The organism is Candidatus Frankia nodulisporulans (assembly GCF_902806475.1).
Lineage (GTDB): Bacteria > Actinomycetota > Actinomycetes > Frankiales > Frankiaceae > Frankia > Frankia umida.
In genome coordinates this window covers 1-17,031 of record NZ_CADCWS010000075.1, presented here as the reverse complement: position 1 = coordinate 17,031, position 17,031 = coordinate 1, and the positions used below count along the sequence as shown (strand labels likewise).

At 71.2% G+C, this 17,031-nt stretch carries 13 protein-coding genes and 2 pseudogenes; 8 read left to right on the top strand and 7 right to left on the bottom strand.

Annotated elements, in window-relative coordinates:
• Window positions 1-238 precede the first annotated feature (238 nt).
• Window positions 239-385: a hypothetical protein gene (locus G6R24_RS21640; RefSeq protein WP_175084859.1), complete on the bottom strand. Its 147-nt coding sequence runs from the start codon at window positions 383-385 to the stop codon at window positions 239-241.
• Between the two features lie 363 nt (window positions 386-748).
• Window positions 749-1,036 (bottom strand): hypothetical protein, encoded by a 288-nt coding sequence (locus G6R24_RS09660; RefSeq protein ID WP_163548924.1) that lies wholly within the window; start codon window positions 1,034-1,036, stop codon window positions 749-751.
• 76 nt (window positions 1,037-1,112) lie between these two features.
• On the opposite strand from G6R24_RS09660, the gene G6R24_RS09655 reads away from it, so the two are divergent.
• Window positions 1,113-1,343, top strand: a complete 231-nt coding sequence (locus tag G6R24_RS09655; protein WP_175084860.1) for a hypothetical protein — start codon at window positions 1,113-1,115, stop codon at window positions 1,341-1,343.
• A 621-nt stretch (window positions 1,344-1,964) separates the two neighbouring features.
• On the opposite strand, the gene G6R24_RS09650 is transcribed toward G6R24_RS09655, so the two are convergent.
• Both G6R24_RS09650 and G6R24_RS09645 read right to left on the bottom strand, forming a co-directional pair.
• Window positions 1,965-2,342 carry an FmdB family zinc ribbon protein gene (locus G6R24_RS09650; RefSeq protein WP_163548922.1) on the bottom strand — a complete coding sequence of 126 codons (378 nt, stop codon included), beginning with the start codon at window positions 2,340-2,342 and terminating at the stop codon, window positions 1,965-1,967.
• A 44-nt stretch (window positions 2,343-2,386) separates the two neighbouring features.
• On the bottom strand, window positions 2,387-3,052 hold the full coding sequence (locus G6R24_RS09645; RefSeq protein ID WP_225438330.1) for a 5-formyltetrahydrofolate cyclo-ligase: 666 nt from the start codon (window positions 3,050-3,052) through the stop codon (window positions 2,387-2,389).
• Window positions 3,053-3,393: 341 nt separating this feature from the next.
• Between G6R24_RS09645 and galU the strand changes: the two genes are divergently transcribed.
• From galU to G6R24_RS09620, 5 genes and pseudogenes are all read left to right on the top strand, one after another.
• The gene (gene galU, locus G6R24_RS09640; protein ID WP_163548921.1) at window positions 3,394-4,323 is read left to right on the top strand and encodes a UTP--glucose-1-phosphate uridylyltransferase GalU; all 930 of its coding nucleotides are present in this window, start codon (window positions 3,394-3,396) and stop codon (window positions 4,321-4,323) included.
• Window positions 4,324-4,499: 176 nt separating this feature from the next.
• A pseudogene (gene glp / locus G6R24_RS09635) lies at window positions 4,500-5,788 on the top strand (molybdotransferase-like divisome protein Glp).
• Window positions 5,785-6,849 (top strand): annotated as a pseudogene (gene moaCB / locus G6R24_RS09630) (bifunctional molybdenum cofactor biosynthesis protein MoaC/MoaB); the annotation flags it as partial. The pseudogenes glp and moaCB, both read left to right, overlap by 4 nt.
• A 43-nt stretch (window positions 6,850-6,892) precedes the next feature.
• Complete coding sequence (locus tag G6R24_RS09625; RefSeq protein WP_163548919.1) at window positions 6,893-7,525, top strand: GNAT family N-acetyltransferase; 633 nt, start codon at window positions 6,893-6,895, stop codon at window positions 7,523-7,525.
• A gap of 562 nt (window positions 7,526-8,087) precedes the next feature.
• On the top strand, window positions 8,088-9,587 hold the full coding sequence (locus G6R24_RS09620) for a gephyrin-like molybdotransferase receptor GlpR (protein ID WP_163548918.1): 1,500 nt from the start codon (window positions 8,088-8,090) through the stop codon (window positions 9,585-9,587).
• A gap of 55 nt (window positions 9,588-9,642) precedes the next feature.
• Here the strand turns inward: G6R24_RS09620 and G6R24_RS09615 are convergent, their stop codons facing one another.
• Window positions 9,643-10,419 (bottom strand): cyclase family protein, encoded by a 777-nt coding sequence (locus G6R24_RS09615; RefSeq protein ID WP_225438329.1) that lies wholly within the window; start codon window positions 10,417-10,419, stop codon window positions 9,643-9,645.
• Window positions 10,420-10,556: 137 nt separating this feature from the next.
• Between G6R24_RS09615 and G6R24_RS09610 the strand changes: the two genes are divergently transcribed.
• Complete coding sequence (locus tag G6R24_RS09610; protein WP_225438328.1) at window positions 10,557-12,062, top strand: MFS transporter; 1,506 nt, start codon at window positions 10,557-10,559, stop codon at window positions 12,060-12,062.
• A 204-nt stretch (window positions 12,063-12,266) separates the two neighbouring features.
• A complete protein-coding gene (locus tag G6R24_RS09605) occupies window positions 12,267-12,761 on the top strand; it encodes a MarR family winged helix-turn-helix transcriptional regulator (RefSeq protein WP_163548925.1) in 495 nt (164 codons plus the stop codon).
• Between the two features lie 88 nt (window positions 12,762-12,849).
• Here the strand turns inward: G6R24_RS09605 and G6R24_RS09600 are convergent, their stop codons facing one another.
• Both G6R24_RS09600 and G6R24_RS09595 read right to left on the bottom strand, forming a co-directional pair.
• Complete coding sequence (locus G6R24_RS09600) at window positions 12,850-14,667, bottom strand: Ig-like domain-containing protein (RefSeq protein ID WP_163548915.1); 1,818 nt, start codon at window positions 14,665-14,667, stop codon at window positions 12,850-12,852.
• Between the two features lie 458 nt (window positions 14,668-15,125).
• Window positions 15,126-16,238, bottom strand: coding sequence for a hypothetical protein (locus G6R24_RS09595; RefSeq protein WP_163548914.1), 1,113 nt, complete (start codon window positions 16,236-16,238; stop codon window positions 15,126-15,128).
• Window positions 16,239-17,031: the final 793 nt, after the last annotated feature.

The following is a 17,031-nucleotide window of genomic DNA, read 5'->3' as shown; positions in this document are numbered from 1 at the left end:
ACCTGACCAGTTACCCGAATTCATGCGGCGATGAATCCGGCCGACCCCACGGCCCCTTCTCCCCGCTCGATCCGATGGCCAGTGGTCGGTGGACCGTAGACGGTGGACCCACCGTAATCAGATAGCGGATTCAGTCCTGGCCGCGGCCCGCACGCGCAATCAGTTGACAGGCCGGCGGGGAAGGCCATCGGTCGCTATTTCGCTCTAACCGCTCCGCGCTGACGCGCGGGATCGGGGGTCAGCGGTCGACGTGGTGCGGGGGCACATCGTCACGTAGCCGGATGATGTCGGAGTCCTCGCCTTCGGACAATGACTCGTCTCCCCATCCGATGTCGCGATCGTCGCCGCGGTCGTCGTCGGACCAGTCGTCACGCGGTGTTGTCATTCTTCTCCTCTCCCCTTCGGTGCGGTGGACGCACTGTCACGATGGCGGTGTCGCCGGATCGGATAGAACCTCGTATCCGTCTGCCGCGCCTCGCGACCCACTACTGCCAAGCCTCGTTCCAGCCTGTCGGCAGTGAGGCACCGGCGCAATGGGCATACCTGTGAGCCTGGTTGCGTGGGCCCGGTCGTGGTCGCCAGCGCCGCGCTGACCGCCGCAGCGGCACCACACCGCCGTTCCGGCGCAGGCGCGCGGGCCGCACAGGGCCATCGGAGCCGCACAGGGCCATCGGAGCGCAGGGCACGTGGGCGCACAGGGCATGCGGGGCGCATCGGCGCGGGAGTGTCGGCTGCTCGGCGGGTGGGGTCAGTGCCCTTCGCGGGCGGGGGGTGGCGTGGTGAGGGCATGGCCGAGCACCTCGATGACGAGGCGCAGGGCCGCCCGGCTGCCGGCCAGATAGGCGTCCGCCTCGCGCTGGGACCAGGCGGTGGCCACGATTCCGGGTTCCGGTGGCCTGGCGGACAGGGCCGCGCGGATAGCCGCGCGGTACCGCGCGACCGTGATCGGAGGATCTCCGACGGGCTCCTCGTCGTACTCCTCGTCGCGATCTATCAGGGCTCCGACCTCGTCCGCGCGCCGTGCTGTGGGGTGCATGGTTTCCTCCTCCTTAATTTGCTGACCAGCAAATTAGACCCTAGCGAGGTTCTTGGGGAAGAGCAAAGTGGTTACGATGTTCCTCGTGGACGACGGTGAGCAGTTGGTCGGCATCGGGGACATCGCGTTCCAACTCAAGATCACCCGCCAGGCGGTGGACTACTGGACTCGCAAGGACGCTCGGTTTCCGGCGCCCTTGCAGGTCATCAACGCACCGACCGGTAGTGGTGCCAAAGGCACTCGGGTTTGGCGCAAGCGAGAGGTAGACGCCTGGATCGTGGAGCACTATCGGCGGCGCAAACAGTAGGCGTTTTGCCTGGTGGCGGCGGCGGCGTGGGTGGGATGGTCTGATCCCACGCCGGCGGGCCGGCACGTCCGATCGCGGCGCCGATCTCGGCGATGCAGCAAAAACCGTGCGATCAGGACGAAGCATGTTGGTTGGTGCATTCTCCCGGTCGCGGGGGAATGGAAGCGGTACACCCCGGGCGGGCCGGGCGTACCACGTGCCGTGATGATCAGTGCTGCTCGGTCGACCCGGCGGCAGGGGGCGTCCGGCGGCTGTCGAGCGCCGACGGCGCCTGTGGCACGAGTCGTGTCTGTTTGGTGCGCGCTGGCCCGATCGGGTGATGCGGGCGGCTCGACTTGCCGGGTGCGGCCATCAGCCGCGTTCGGCCGCCGGGCACGGCGAAGCCCCTGGGCACGGCGAAGCCCCTGGGCACGGCGAAGCCCCTGGGCACGGCGAAGCCCCTGGGCACGGCGAAGCCCCAGGTATGGCGAAGCCTCTGGGCATGGCGAAGCCTCTGGGCACGGCGAACATGCCGGGCGGGGTGACGTCCCGGGGGTCGGTGAGGTCCTCATACGCCGTGAAGGCGCCCCACCCTGCCGGGGGTGGGGCGCCTTCACGGCGACGAACCGGGGTCGCGGCTGTTCAGGCCGCCGCGGTACTCGAGGTCGAGGGCGACGAACTGCCCGCTGTCACACCGGTCGACGAGGACGACGACGAGTCCGACGAGTCCGACGAGGACGTGTCGCTGCCGCTGGAACCGCCCGCGTCGGAGCTGGAACCGGCGCCGGTCGACTCACCGGGGGTGTCCTTCGGGCGTTGCTGGACCGACCCGCCGGACGAACTCGAACGGCTGTCGTTCTTGTAGAAACCGCTGCCCTTGAACACCACGCCCACCGAACCGAACACCTTCCGAAGTCGTCCGGCGCAGGTCGGGCACTCGGTCAGTGACGCGTCGCTGAAGCTCTGCACAACCTCGAGGTCGCGGCCGCAGTCGGTGCAGCGGTACTGGTAGGTAGGCACGTACTCCTCCCGGAGTTGGCACTCAGAAGTGACGACTGCCAACTTTAGCCTGTGGACGGCTCCGGATGTTCCCCGGTCACGCCGTCCGGTCCGCAGTGCAGGATACGGCTCGGGGTGACCACAAGGTGGACGCCACGGTCATGCGGTGCGGTGGGCACATGATCCAGGAGCTCCTGATCGTGCACCACGGCGATCACCGTGGCCTGTGCGGCCACCCGAACGAGCGCCCGGTCGTAGGAGCCGCCGCCGCGGCCGAGCCGCCGGCCGCGGCGGTCGACGGCCAGCGCCGGCACGATCACGACGCCGGCCAGGCCGAGATCACCGACCGGTGCCGCCGACGGCGGTTCCCGGGTGCCCAGCGCGCCTGGGACGAGCGTGCCGAGATAGGTCCGGAAGTCCAGGTCAAGGTCCGTGCGCAGGGTGGGCAGGAGGACCTGGGTGCCGGCGGCCAGCAGCCGGTCCAGCAGGTCACCCAGCTCCGGTTCGCCCGGCAGTCCCACATAGGCGGCCACGCACGTCGCCCGCGCGACCTCGGGCAGCGCCAGGATGCGAGGCGCGAGCCCCCCCGCGTCACCCGCACCCAAACCCGCGCCGGTACCCGCGCCGCCGGCGGTCAGCGCGGCGAGCGCGGTCCGGCGCCGGGCCAGCAGGCGGGCGCGTAGCCGCTGCTTGGCCAGGTCGATGCGAGCGGTGGCCTGTTCGTCCAGCACACGACCAGCCTCTCGCAGTCGGCGATCACAGGCGCGTCTGGCGGGGTGTGCCGGCCCGGTCAGGTCACAGCGTCATCCTGGGCGCGATCCCGAGTGTTTGCCACATCACAGATCGATTCGTCACGGATCCGAGCCGGGCGGCGGTCGTCCGGTGGGCGGGCTCGGGTGCGCTCGGTGGGCCTGGGATGGGGGCACCTGGAGTTCTGGTGCCGGCGGGACACCGGGGTCGGGATGGCCGGCCAGGCGGAAACATCCGCCGGATGGATCGGCTGAGCTGTGTATTGCGTATGGAGGGCGGGCGCCGTCATGCCGGTGAACTGCAGCCCGGCTAAGGTCTGTCCATGCCAGTGACGAAGGCGGTAATTCCGGCTGCGGGTCTGGGGACCCGCTTCCTCCCGGCGACGAAGGCGGTGCCCAAGGAGATGCTGCCGGTTGTCGACCGGCCGGCCATCGAATACGTCGTCGAGGAGGCGTCGCGCGTGGGGCTGCGCGACGTCCTGTTGGTCACAAGTCGGAGCAAAAAGGCTGTCGAGGATCATTTCGACCGCGAGACGGAGATCGAGGCCGCGCTGGAGCGCAAGGGCGATGAAGTACGCCTGCGTCGGGTGCGGGCGTCGGCCGAGCTCGCCGAGGTGCACTCGGTGCGTCAGCCGTCGCCACGCGGCCTCGGGCACGCCGTGCTGTGCGCGGCCGCGCACGTGGGCAACGAGCCGTTCGCCGTCCTGCTCGGTGACGATCTCATCGACGAGCGGGACCCGTTGCTGGCGGAGATGCTCGCCGTGCAGGAGCGTTTCGGTGGCAGTGTCATCGCGCTGATGGAGGTCCCACGCGAGCAGGTATCGATGTACGGGGTCGCGACGGTGCGCCCGATCCACAGCGGTCCGGATGATCGTTACGGCATCGTGCGGATCGAGGACCTGGTCGAGAAGCCTCCGGTCGAGGAGGCGCCGAGCAACCTGGCGATCATCGGCCGCTACGTCCTCGCGCCGGAGATCTTCGACGTGTTGCGGGAGACCCCGCCGGGTCGCGGCGGCGAGATCCAGATCACCGACGCGCTGCGCACCCTGGCCCGTCGGGAGCAGGAGGACCCGGGCGCGGCACCCGTGCACGGGGTGGTGTTCACCGGCCGGCGCTACGACACCGGTGACCGGGTCGACTACCTCAAGGCGGTCATCCGGCTGGCGTGCGAACGGGCCGATCTCGGGCCCGAGCTGTACCCCTGGATCGAGGAGTATGTCGCCGCGGGCGGTCCCAAGAGCGGACTGTCCTGATTGCGGTCATTCATCCACTTGTCATCTTCCCGACAAGACTGATTGCATTCAGTTGAACCTTGACGGCCCGCTCGCGGGTCGGGAACGCCCCCGGAATCGGCCGGCGCGCGCGCCGTGGGCGCCGGCCGTGGCCGGTCCCACCGGGGATTCCGGTCGCACGGACGGGGGCGGACGCCATGACAACGGTGGACGAACACACAGCGCGCATCCTGGCGGCGGTTGCGCCGACCAGGCCGCGACGCGTCGATCTGGCCCACGCGCACGGTTGCGTGCTCGCCGCGGACGTGCGGGCGACGGTCGCCGTCCCCAGCTTCGACAACTCCGCGATGGACGGCTACGCCGTGCGCGCCGCCGACGTCGCTGACACCAGCCGCAGACCCCCGTCGTCCTGCCCGTCGAGGCCGACATACCGGCCGGCCCGGGTATCCCGGTGCCGCTGCGTCCCGGCGCCGCCGCCCGGATCATGACGGGCGCGCCGCTGCCGGCCGGGGCGGACGCGGTCGTCCAGCTGGAATGGACCGATGCCGGCCGGGAGGCGGTCGCCGTCCACCAGGCGCCCCGCCGTGGCCTGCACATCCGCCGGGTGGGGGAGGACGTCAAACCGGGCTCGCTCGTCCTGTCCGCCGGCACGGTCCTCGGTTCGGCGCAGATCGGCCTGCTCGCGGCCGTGAACGTGGCCCGTCCACCGGTGTGTCCGCGGCCGCGGGTGGCGGTGCTGTCCACCGGCAGTGAACTCGTCGAGGTCGGCTCGCCGCCGCGGCCCGGGCAGATCGTCGACTCCAACAGCCACGCGATCGCCGCCGCGGTCCGCGAGTGCGGCGGGCTCGTGCGCCGGCTCGTCGGCGTGTCGGACGACGCGGACGCCTTCACCAAGTCCTTCTACGACGTGCTCGCCGAGGTCGACGCGGTGGTGACCACCGGCGGGGTCAGCGTCGGCGCGTACGACGTGGTCAAAGAGGTGCTGACCGGCGCCGGCAGCATGCGGTTCGACCATGTCGCGATGCAGCCCGGCCGGCCCCAGGGGTTCGGGCTGATCGAGGGCGTTCCGGTGTTCACCCTGCCCGGCAACCCGGTGAGCGCCCTGGTGTCGTTCGACCTGTTCGTCCGCCCGGCGCTGGCCCGGCTGCGCGGTCTGCCCGCGACCGGCCTGCCGACCCTCGAAGTCACCGTGGGTACGGCGCTGCGTTCGTCCCCCGGTCGGCGCGCCTACATCCGGGTACGCCTGGACGGGCCCGGCCCGGATGGGCGGTACGGCCCCGGCGGACCGGTGGCCCATCCGGTCGCGGCCCAGGGCTCGCATCAGCTCACCTCGCTCGCCGCCGCGCAGGCTCTGCTGGTCGTGCCGGAGGAGGTCACCGAGGTCCCGGTCGGGTCCCGGCTCACCGCGTTGTTGCTTGGCGCGGATTCGGGGTCCATCCTCTCCGGCATGGGCTGGACGGATGCGGACGTGACGGACGACCGATGACGGGTTCCGGTCTCACGCATGTCGACGAGCGCGGCAGCGCCCGGATGGTCGATGTCGCGGCGAAGGACGTCACCGTCCGTACGGCCGTGGCGACCGGCCTGCTGCTCGTCTCCGCCGAGGTGATCACCCTGCTGCGTGGCCCCGGGGTCGCCAAGGGGGACGCGCTGGGCACCGCCCGGATCGCCGGGATCATGGCGGCCAAGCGCACCCCGGACCTCGTCCCGCTGTGCCATCCGATCGCGCTGTCCGGGGTGACGGTGGAGCTCACCGTGCACGACGACGCCGTGGAGATCGTCGCGACCGTGCGCACCGCCGACCGGACCGGGGTGGAGATGGAGGCGCTGACCGCCGTCACCGTCGCCGCGCTGACCCTGCACGACATGGTCAAGGCGGTCGACCCCGGCGCGCAGCTCTCCGAGGTGCGGGTGCTGTCGAAGTCGGGCGGTCGCACCGGTGACTGGCAGGCCGCCGCGCCCCGCCACCGCGGCGCCGCGGCGCACTCACACCCCGACAGCGCCCCGAGGCCCCCCATCGGCGCCGCTGGGCACCGGGCCGGGGCGGCGTCGACGAGTCGGCTGCCGGCGGGCGCCCGGGCGCGGGTCGTGACCGTGTCCGACCGGGCCCATCGCGGCGTCTACCAGGACCGGTCGGGGCCGCTGCTGGCCGACGGGCTGGCCGCGCTCGGCTTCCAGGTCGACCCGCCCACCGTGGTGCCCGACGAACGGGCCGACATCGAGGCCGCGCTGCGTGCGGCGATCGCCGACGGCGTCGAACTGGTCGTCACCACCGGTGGCACCGGCCTTGGTGCCCGGGACGTCACCCCCGAGGCGACCGCGACCGTGCTGGATCGCCCGGTTCCCGGCCTCGCCGAGGCACTGCGTGCCGCCGGCCGCGACACGGTGCCCGCGGCGGCGCTGTCGCGCGGCCTGGTCGGTACGGCGGGCGACACCCTGGTGGTGAATCTCCCCGGTTCCACCGGTGGCGTCCGCGACGGCCTGGCCGTGCTCGCCGACGTCGTCGTCCACGCCGTCGCGCAACTCGGCGGTCAGGACGACCATCCGCGCCGGTACGGCGCCGAACCGGCCGGTTGAGAGGCGGGCGGTGGTGCGGGCACCGGGGTGGCCGGCGGTCCTGACCGAGGGTCCGGTCGTCGTGCGGCCGTTGCGGCTGCGGGACGCGTCGAGCTGGGTGGAGGTCCGGCTGCGCAACGCCGACTGGCTGGCACCGTGGGAGGCGGCTCCGCCGGGCCTGATGATGGTCCGTGAGACCTGGGACCAGCGGCAGACCATCGCCGTCTACCGGCAGATGTGGCACCGCCTGCGCCAGCAGGCCCGGGTCGGCGTGGCGTTGCCGTTCGCGGTGGTGGTCTCGGGCCGTCTGGTGGGCCAGGTGACCGTCGCGCCGGTCCTGCGGGGCGCTTTTAACAGCGCGCAGATCGGCTACTGGGTGGACAGCCAGTACGCCGGGCGCGGTATCACCCCGACCGCCATCGCGCTGATCGTCGATCACTGTTTCGGACCCGTCGGGTTGCATCGCGTCGAGGCGAACGTGCGTCCGGAGAACGCCGCGAGCCGACGGGTCCTCGCGAAGCTCGGCTTCCGCGAGGAGGGCCTGCACCGGCGCTATCTCGCCATCGACGGTCACTACCGCGACCATCTCGGATTCGCGTTGACCACCGAGGACGTGCCCGAGGGTCTGGTCTGCCGTTGGCGGGAGAGCCACCTGCGCCAGCAGTAGCCGCGTCCGCCCGACCGCTGATCGCTGATCTCCGGTCGCTGCCGCGATCGCGCGATGATCCCCCGTCTGTGGGGATCTGCGTCGTTCTGATCAAGGGGACCTTCTACCCTATCCTGGGGTAGAAGGACGGTGGATGGGGACCCACATCCGGGTAGGCCGGCGTGGGTGACGAGTTCCACTTCCGGCGTCGCGTGGGTGTCGGCAACCGGACCAGGGTCGCGCGCGGTCACCGGCTGGTGTCCTCGCACGCACTCCCGAGTGGATTCCCAGTGCCCGTCGGCGGCCTCATGCTTTACGGGAGTGCTTCCACATATTTTGTTCTGATCTTCCCTGGGGCATCTGGTGTGATACACGATGGTGCCACGATGCGCACACACTGCATTGCGTATGCGACACGCGGGGTTCGGGTCGGTGACCACGTGGATTTCGCTCACTAGCGTTCAACCACGAAAACGCAATCCGCTGGTGTCGAGATGAGGCTCCACATGGTCAGCACCGCCGCTCCCGCTGCGTCCGTCGCATCCGGCACGGTCCGCACGGCCGGCCTGGCGGTGATGGTCCGGTGAGCGCGTTGATCTGGGTCGCGATCGTCGCGGTCTGGGGCTTCGTGCTGATACCCATGTGGCTGCGCCGGCACGACACGCTCTCCGAACAGCGTTCCTCGGAGCGGTTCACCGGGGCGATGCGGGTGCTCTCCCGTCGCCCGTCCTCGCCGCACGACCTGACCGACGAGGACCTGATCGACCTGGTCAGCGACGACCTGGTCAGCGACGACCTGGTCAGCGACGACCTGGCCGGTGACGGGTCGGCCAGCGATGGCCTCTCCGCCGGAGACGATCTCGCAGTCGCGGACGACGAGCTGGCCCACGGCGGCCGAGACGTCCACCAGAGCCCGAACCCGCAGCGCCTCGACGTGGTGAAAGGAGCGGCCATGCCTCACGCCGACTCGACCGGCCCGCGCGCCGCCCGTCCCCTGGCCGCCCGCTCCACGACCCAGTCCCGCTCCACGACCCAGTCCCGTTCGGCGACCCAGTCCCGTTCGACCACCCAGTCCAGGGTCGCAGCCCAGACGCAGCTCGCCGCTGACCGGCGGATCAGCGCGGAGCGGGCCGCTCTCATGCGTACGCGTCGTCAGCGGCTGGCGGTGCTGGCCGTGCTGGTGCCGGTGACGGCGCTGCTCGCCGCGGTCCTCGGCGGCCTGTGGATCGGTCTGCAGCTGCTGGTCGACGTCGGCCTCGCGGCCTACGTCGTGCATCTGCGCCGCACGACGCGCCTGGAGCGTCGACTCGAGATCACCCGGGAGGCGATCGAGCGGCGCATCGAGGCCGAACGGATCGCCCGTGTCCGTCGACGCCCGGTCGGCGCCAGCTTCGCCTACCACGAGCGCACCGGCGACGAGGCGGACGAGGCCGACGAGCTCACCGAGGAGGAACTCGCCCACGCCCAGGCCGAGACCATCGACCTCGGCGCGCTGATGGGCAGGGTCCGCGGCGTCGGGGACGCCTCGTCCGGCCACGGCCACAACTACAGCCACGATCACGAGTACGACCAGTACGCCGACGGCGACGCCGACTGGGCCGACGAGTCCGTTCCGGCCGGCTTCGGTCAGGTCGAGTACGCGCGGTCGCTGAGCGCACAGTCCGCTCACGCCGAGTCGCCGTACGAGGAGTCGGACTACCCGGAGTCGGCCTACGCGCGGGACGCCCAGGTGCGGGCCGCGCGCGGCCAGGGCGCGGAGGAGCCGGTCGGGTACGGCCAGGGCTGGTCCGGGCAGCCGGTCGAGGTCGAGCTCGAGGTGGGTGTCGAGGTCGCGGTGGACCTGGACGAGGCCGACGCGGTCGCCGTCCGCGCGGCATCGCGGCCGATCGGTCGGGCGGGTTCGCGACCCACGACCTCCCGTCCCGGCCGGGGCCAGCTCAACCCGCAGGGCACCCACGGCGGGCTCTTCCCCGCGACCGCCGACGCGCCCCCCGCGACCGGCGCCCACGGCCAGAGCGCCGACCCGGACGACCTGCCGTCCGACTACGAGCCGCTGCTGCACCGCCACGCGGTAGGCAGCTGACACGCGCGTCGCACCTCCCGGGTTCGCCCGGGGGGTGACAGGCCGGCTCTCGGTGTCAGGGGGTTTCGCGCGCCCGGGTGGGGTCGCGTCGAGGTGCGCCGAGCCGGGCGACGGCGCGCACGGGGGCGCCGTCCGTCCCGGCCAGTGGCAGCGGGAACAGGAACATCTCGATCGGGCGGCCCAGCCGGGCGGCCGTCAGCAGCCGGTCCAGCCCGGTGAGGTTCTCGACGATCACCGCACCGGCCCCGCACAGGACCCGGTGCGCCGCCAGCCCGTCCGAGGAAGCGGCCAGCCCGTCCGAGGAGGGGGATGGGTCGACGCTGGCGGCGTCGATGCCGATGGTGCGGATGCCGGCGTCGACGAGGGCCTGGGCGGTGGCGGCGGCCAGGTAGGGATGGTCGAGGTAGCTGGGGTGCCCGAAGCGGGTCGACCAGCCGGTGATGATCAGGACGATGTCCCCGGGGCGCAGGTCGGCGGGCAGGATCGACGGCGGCGGGGGCGTCCGAGGGGCGAGGCCGCGGGCGTCGACGGGTAGGGCGGGGCCGGTGAAGCGCTCCAGCGGGATCTGGTCCAGGCGGGGCAGGGCGTCGTCGATGTGCCAGGGGGCGTCCACGTGGGTGCCGGTCTGTGAGCCCAGGTGCAGTCGCTGCACGTTGGCGCCGTCCGTGGCCACCCGCAGCGCGGGTACCACCGTGACCGGCGGATCGCCAGGGTAGACCGGCATGCCGTCGACGATCGGCACCGACAGGTCGATCAGCTCACCGTTACTCAGGGCGAACCTCCAGCTGAGGATGGGCGCAGCGGCGGTGACGTCAGGAGTGAAATCAGACACCAGGAGTGACGTAGGCGACGGGGGAGACCTGGACAACAGAACCTTGGTGGGGGAGATGCATGTATATAGCATGCATGTAGGCCGACGAAGGGAAGAACATGTCTCCAGGCGTACGGATCTCCAAGGTTCCACCGGCGGTGTCGGTGGCGGCTCTGTGCCTCGGCGGGATGACCGCCGCGCTCTCCCAGACGCTCGTCATCCCCATCCAGTCCGATCTGCCTGATCTGCTCGGCACCTCGGCGTCCAGCGCCGCCTGGGTGGTGACGGTGACGCTGCTGGCCGCCGCGGTCGCCATGGTGGTCGCGGGGCGCCTGGCGGACCTGTTCGGCAAGCAGCGGGTGCTGGTGGCCAGCGCCGCGACGCTCGTGGTCGGCTCGCTGGTGTGCGCCATGTCCAGCTCGATTCTGCCGATGCTGACCGGTCGGGCGTTGCAGGGGCTGGGGATGGGCTTCATCCCGGTCGGTATCTCGCTGATCAGGGAGATCACGCCGCCGAAGATGGCGGCGACGTCGCTGGCCGCGATGAGCGCCACGCTCGGTGTCGGTGGTGCCATCGGTCTGCCGCTGGCCGCCTGGATCGTCAACAGCCTCAACTGGCACGCCCTGTTCTGGGTGTCAGCCGGGATCGCGGGGCTGGTGCTGCTGGCCAGCGTGTTCGCGGTGCCGCACGTGCGGGACTCGCACGGCGGGAGCATGGACATCGGCGGCGCGCTGGGGCTCGCCGCGGGTCTGGTCGCCTTCCTGGTCGGTATCTCCAAGGGCAACGACTGGGGCTGGGCGTCCGTGAACACCCTGGGCGCGATCATCGGCGGGGTGGTCATCCTGGTCGCCTGGGGCGCCTACGAGCTGCGCCAGGCCGAGCCGCTGGTCGACCTGCGGGCGACCGCGAAGCGGCCGGTGCTGATGACCAACATCGCGGCCGTCGCCGTCGGGTTCGGCATGATGGCGCAGTCCATCGTCGTCCCGCAGCTGCTGCAGCTGCCGAAGGCCACCGGTTTCGGGCTCGGCCAGTCGGTGCTCGCCGCCGGTCTGTGGATGGCGCCCGGTGGGCTGATGATGCTGCTGTTCGCCCCGGTGTCCAGCAAGCTGATCGCCACCCTCGGCGCCCGGATCACCCTGATGACCGGCGCGACCGTGCTGGCGTTCGGCTACGTCATCGCCGCCCTGTGGATGGACGCGTCCTGGCAGCTGCTGCTGGTCTCCTGCGTGGCGTCCGCCGGTGTCGGCATCGGCTACGCCGCGATGCCCACCCTCATCATGGACGCGACGCCGCAGGCGGAGGCCGGTGCCGCGGTGGGTCTGAACGCGCTGAGCCGCTCGGTCGGCGCGACCCTCGCCGCCGCCCTGATGGGCACCCTGCTCGCCAGCAACACGATCACCCTGGGCAACACCCAGGTGCCCGACCAGGACGCGTTCCGACTCTGCTTCATCGTCGGTGCCGTCGCCGCCCTGCTGGGTGCGGGCCTGGCCACCTTCATCAGCGCCCGTCGCCCGGCCCGCTCCACCGACATCGTCTCCGGCGGCTCCCCGCAGAACGGCATCGGCGGTCCGGCGGCCGTCTCCCTGGTCGACCCGCAGGACGCCCCGTTCGCCCCGGCGGCCCGGACGTCCGACGACACACCCACCGTCACCACCAAGGTGTGAGACCCCGCCCGGCCGGGTCCGGGCGACGAAACTGATCGGGCACGCCTCGGAGCGGTTCATCGGCCGCCAGCTCCGGGGCGTGTCCGACGGACGACCCACCCGCGTGGTGGCCGTCCGTGGCAGGATTTCGGTCCCGCGGGCTGGCGGTGGAGATGGGCCCGTCGTGGCCCCCCGGGACCTGGGTTGGACGAGGTGAGATCGGTGATGGAGCAGCTGGACGGGAAACCGGTGGGTAGCGAGCCGGACGAGGACGATTTGTTGCGGGCCATCGCCCGTGAGGTGCTGCGGCTGAGCCGCCGACGGATCATGACGCCGGAGGGCTCGACCCTGGACCGGTCGATGTTCCGCATCCTGTGGGCCCTGGCCGAGTCGGGTCCGTGCACGATGGCGAACCTCGAATGCACGCTGCATCTGGAGCAGTCGACGGTGAGCCGTCAGGTGAAGAACGCGATCGGTCGCGGCCTGGTCGAATCGCACATGCCGCCCGGCTCGCGGCGCCGGGTGTTCCAGGCGACCAGCGAAGGCGCGCGTATCTACCAGCAGGAGGCCGCCTTACAGTCGGACGTCTTCAAGAAGGCGCTCGCCGAGTTCGGCCCGTCCCGCTTCCACGCCTTCACCTCCGAACTGACCGCGCTCAACGACGCGCTCGACCACGCGGCCAACGCCGCGGACCCCACCACCTCCCACGACTTCCGGTAGGGGAAGCCGCGGAAGATGGCGGGACGTGGTCAGCCGGCGTTCGCGGCGCTGACCACACGCACCGAACTGGCTGCCGGCACCGGGCGGGCTATGCGCACTGGCCGGAGCGTGGGCCGTTCGCGGTGTTGCCGCTCTGGCGCAGCGATGGCGTGTTGCCGCTGCAGCTCAGTGGTCCGCCGACCCGGTTGGCGGTGAAGGCGGGGGTGGCTTCGGCGGCGGTGAGCCCGCTGCCGCCGTTGCCGGTGATCTGGGCCGGGCCGTTGATGGTGTTCCCGGAGACTTCCAGACCGGCGGTGTTCTGGTTGACGCTGAGCGGGCCGGAGAGGCTGTTGCCCGCGCAGGGCTGGTGGTCCGAGCCGAGCATGACGTAGCCGGTCGCGCCGGTCACCGAGACCGGTCCGTTGACGGTCGCCTGGCACAGGGTGAGGGCGCTGGGGCGGCTGGCGGACAGCGGTCCGCTGATCTGCCCGCCGGTGACGGCGAGGGCGCCGCCGGGCTGGATGCTGATCGGTCCGGACTGGCGGCCGCCGGCGGCCAGGCACAGTGCCTGGTTCGCCGCCACGGTCAGTGGGCCGCTGCGGGTGGTGGTCAGGCAGGGCTGGCTGAAGCCGACGGTGACGGTGGTCGGCGCCGTGGTGGCGCTGGCCCGCATGGTCGGTCCGCCGCTGTAGGAGGCGGTGAACTGGTGGGCGCCGGGCTGGAGTTTCGCGGTGCTGAAGCTCGCGGTGCCGCCGGTCAGGGCCACGGTGGCAAGCGGTGTCCCGCCGTCGGCGAAGATCACCGATCCGGTCGGGGTGCCGACGCCGGTGGCCCCCGGTGTCACTGTCGCGGTGAGCTGGACGGGCCGTCCGAACAGCGGTGCGGTGGTGTCGGCGGCCAGCGAGGTCGTCGTGTTGTGCGTGAAGTCGGCGCACAGCGCGTAGATGAGGACGGGCTGGTCCGTGGTACCGCCGCCACCGCCTGAGGCGATCACCGCGCTCCACGAGGTGGGATCGGTGGTTCCGTTGAGCGCCGGCTCGCCCGCCGCGTCACTGGGGTAGCTGCCCCGAAGATGGGCTCCGGTGGAGTAGCCCAGCGCCCCGCCGAGCAGGTCCTGGCCACCGCCGAGCAGATGCCGGCCGGTCGGGCAGGTCGCGGTCGGGATGACGTAGCTGCTGCCCTCCTGCGGCCCCAGGCCGTCCTTGCGGACCACGGCGATGTTCATGTCACCCGGGTCGGCGCAGACGGCGAACGCGTAGGTCCGCACCGTGGGATCGGCGTGCCCGTTGATCACCCCGCGGGCCGTCCAGTACCGGGGGTTGGCCGCGCCGTCCGGCAGCGGGTTGCCCTGCGCGTCGCTGGGGAAGCTACCCACCGCCTTCAGGCTGGCGGACGGCGGTGGCACCGTGTGCCCACCACCGCCGACGGCGATGGTGCCGGTCGGGCAGGCCGCCGTGACCAGCGGGGTGCCGACCTGGGTCGGAGCCGCGACGGACGCGACCGAGACCACTCGGTGATCGAGCGCGGTGCCCTCGGCGCACACCGCGAAGCTGGTGATCTTGTCGCCTTCCTCGGACTGCCCGCCGAAGTTACCGACCGCCGCCCAGAAGACGGGATCCTGCGTGCCGTCCAGGCTCACGGTGCCACTCGCGTCACTGGGGAAGGTGCCCTTGGCGCGCAGCCCGTTGATCGGCGGAGCGGGGTCGGTGGCGTCCACCTTGCTGCCCCACATACCCCCGCTGACCAGCACACTTCCCGCCGGGCAGGTGCTCACCGCGGTGGCGAAGGCCGACGGCGCGTTCGTCACGGGTGTGTCGGTGCTGATCACGTGGATGACCGGCTCCCGCGCCTCGCCGGCACCCGCCGCCGGCGGCCCGGCGGCGAGGCTCGGCGCCGCCGCCCCGAGGGTCAGCGACGCGGCCGCCATCGTGACGACCAGGCCGGCCCACGTCGCCCGCCGTACCCCCCGCCGGCAGCCACCGTGGCGTCCTCGACGTCGACGGGTCGCTTCCCGTCCCTGCCCGGCTCGTTCTCGTCTTCGTACGCATGCTCGACTTCGACTTCGACCTCGACCTCGATCCGGCCGTGTCGTCGGCCAGATCCCCGTTGTGCATCTCGCCATTCCCCCGCAGTCATCCGGCTGGACCCGGGCACGGCGTTGTGCCGTGCCCGGGGTGAAGCCCACCCAGGGGACCGTGAGATCATAACGGTAAGTGCACGGACCGTCATGGCCGACCGCCTGTTTGGGCGGAAGCAAAGCTACCTCGCGATTTCCGCATCTGCCATGGTTTTTGGCGCAGATTACCGTATCTGTGGATAGGTGTCCGGGGATGGTCGCAGGGTGATAGCGTCCCGAGGCTCTCGGCTCAGGTGCCGGTCAGGCGCTCAGTTGCCGGCCAGGCACAGGGCCCAGACGTGCGATCGGGTGTCCGAGGTGGATCCCATCCCGCCGGTATGTGTGGTCGAGGTCCAGTTCGCCGGTGAAGTGGTCAGCGCACTGCCGCTCCCGTCACTCGGGTAGCTGCCGTTCAGGTGATCGCCCGGTGAGCCTGGTGCGTTGAAGTCCGAGGTGGTGATGTCGCCGCCGGTGATGGCGGCACCCCCACTGATCAGCGTCCCGTCGCCTTCCCCACAACCGGTGGTGGTCTTCTGCGGAGCGCTGACGGTGGTGGGGCCACTCGATTCTCCGTAGCGCACCGTGACGGTTACGCCGCTGACGTTGATGCCGCTCCCGCTGCAGATCGCGTAGGCGTACGTGGTGTTGGAGGCGCCTGTCATCCCGCCGTTCAGCGCCCCCGCGGCCCACGAGTCCGGATTGGTGTCGCCGTCATCGGCGGCGATCAGGCCGTTGTCGTGGGTGCCCGCACCAGTGCCATCGGCGTAGGTGGGGTAGCTGGCGATCGGCTTGAGACTGCCCGCGTTACCCGGCGTCGTGCGTGCCCCGCCACCCAGGAGACGGGTGCCCTCGGGACACGTCGCGAGCGCGAGTGCCGTGCCGTTCATGGAGGTGGGAGCGGCCACGCTGTTCATCACGATCTGCGTGCCCGTGATCGTCCCGCCCGGGTCGAGGCACATGGCGTAGGGCGTCGAGCCGAACGCCGCGTCGAAACCACCTCCCGACCCACCGGTGGCACCGATGCCACGAGCCTGCGTCGTGTTGGTGGCGACGACGCCGGGCGAATAGCTGTTGGCGGCGACGTATTCGGCGGTGCCGTCGAAGGGGACGATTCCCTTGACGTGCAGGTTGCTCTGGGCACTGCCGGTACCGACGGTCTGGAGAATGCCAACCCCGGAGACTACGTCGTTGGTGTCACCGCCGGTCCGACAGTTGGCGTTGCTCGCGCTTTCCGAGTTGGCGGTGGACGGCCCGGAGGTGGCGCCGGGCGAACGGACCGTGAGGGTCGTCGACGCGTAGGCGGTACCCGGTAGGGCCACCGCGAGGGCCGCGCCCAGGATGGCTACCGTGAGCACGGGAGAACGCAGGGATTTTTTCGCCATCGCCTTCTTCCTTCTCGTGACCGAGTGCGCCACCCTGTCCGGTATCGGACCCGCGTCACGGCAGCACGAAAGAACCCACCGTGCGGAATGCCGATTTTCGGACTGGTTCCGGGGCGCGCTGATGTCGGGTTTCAGCGCTGCCGGTTGACCAGGTCAGGATGACGCGCCCAGGCGGTCAGCAATGTGACGCAAAGGAGCATCAGGGAACCAGGGAAGCACGCCGGACCGGGCGGCTCCTGGGAGTCGCACCGAGGACCCGAGCGTCCCCGCGCCAACCGTCGTACATGGCGCGCTCGGAATGAACAAGGCAACATCCTCGGCGAACGGAACATACACCGAGGAACGCTGTGCGCGCGCCTCTTTCGTGCTCTTCGTCAAGCACCTGCGGCCACTCGTGCGGCCTGACCTGCGGCTCGTCTCGCGTGACGGTTCCGGCCGCGGCGTTGTGTCCGCGTTCGAGGGCGCGCCAAGTTTCGGCGGACGTCACGCGGGTCCACCCATGCGGCGGCGATCAGCACCACACCGGCGGCACCCAGGACGATCGCGGGGCCGGTGGTACGGCAGGGCTCGTGGCATCCGATCACCTCTTGCCACGTATGGTGGTGATCTGCCGGCGTTGGGTGGCCGAGGGGGTTGCGTGGCGGGGGAGCGTGCCGCTCCGAATCAGTGGCCAGCTATGTGGACACCGTCGGGCATCCCCTACGGGTCGCTCCATGCTTCGGAGTGCAAGCAGGCGTTCAGCCTCGCCTTCACCCACGCGATCGCGGCTGCGGCGCGGTGCACGATCTCCGAT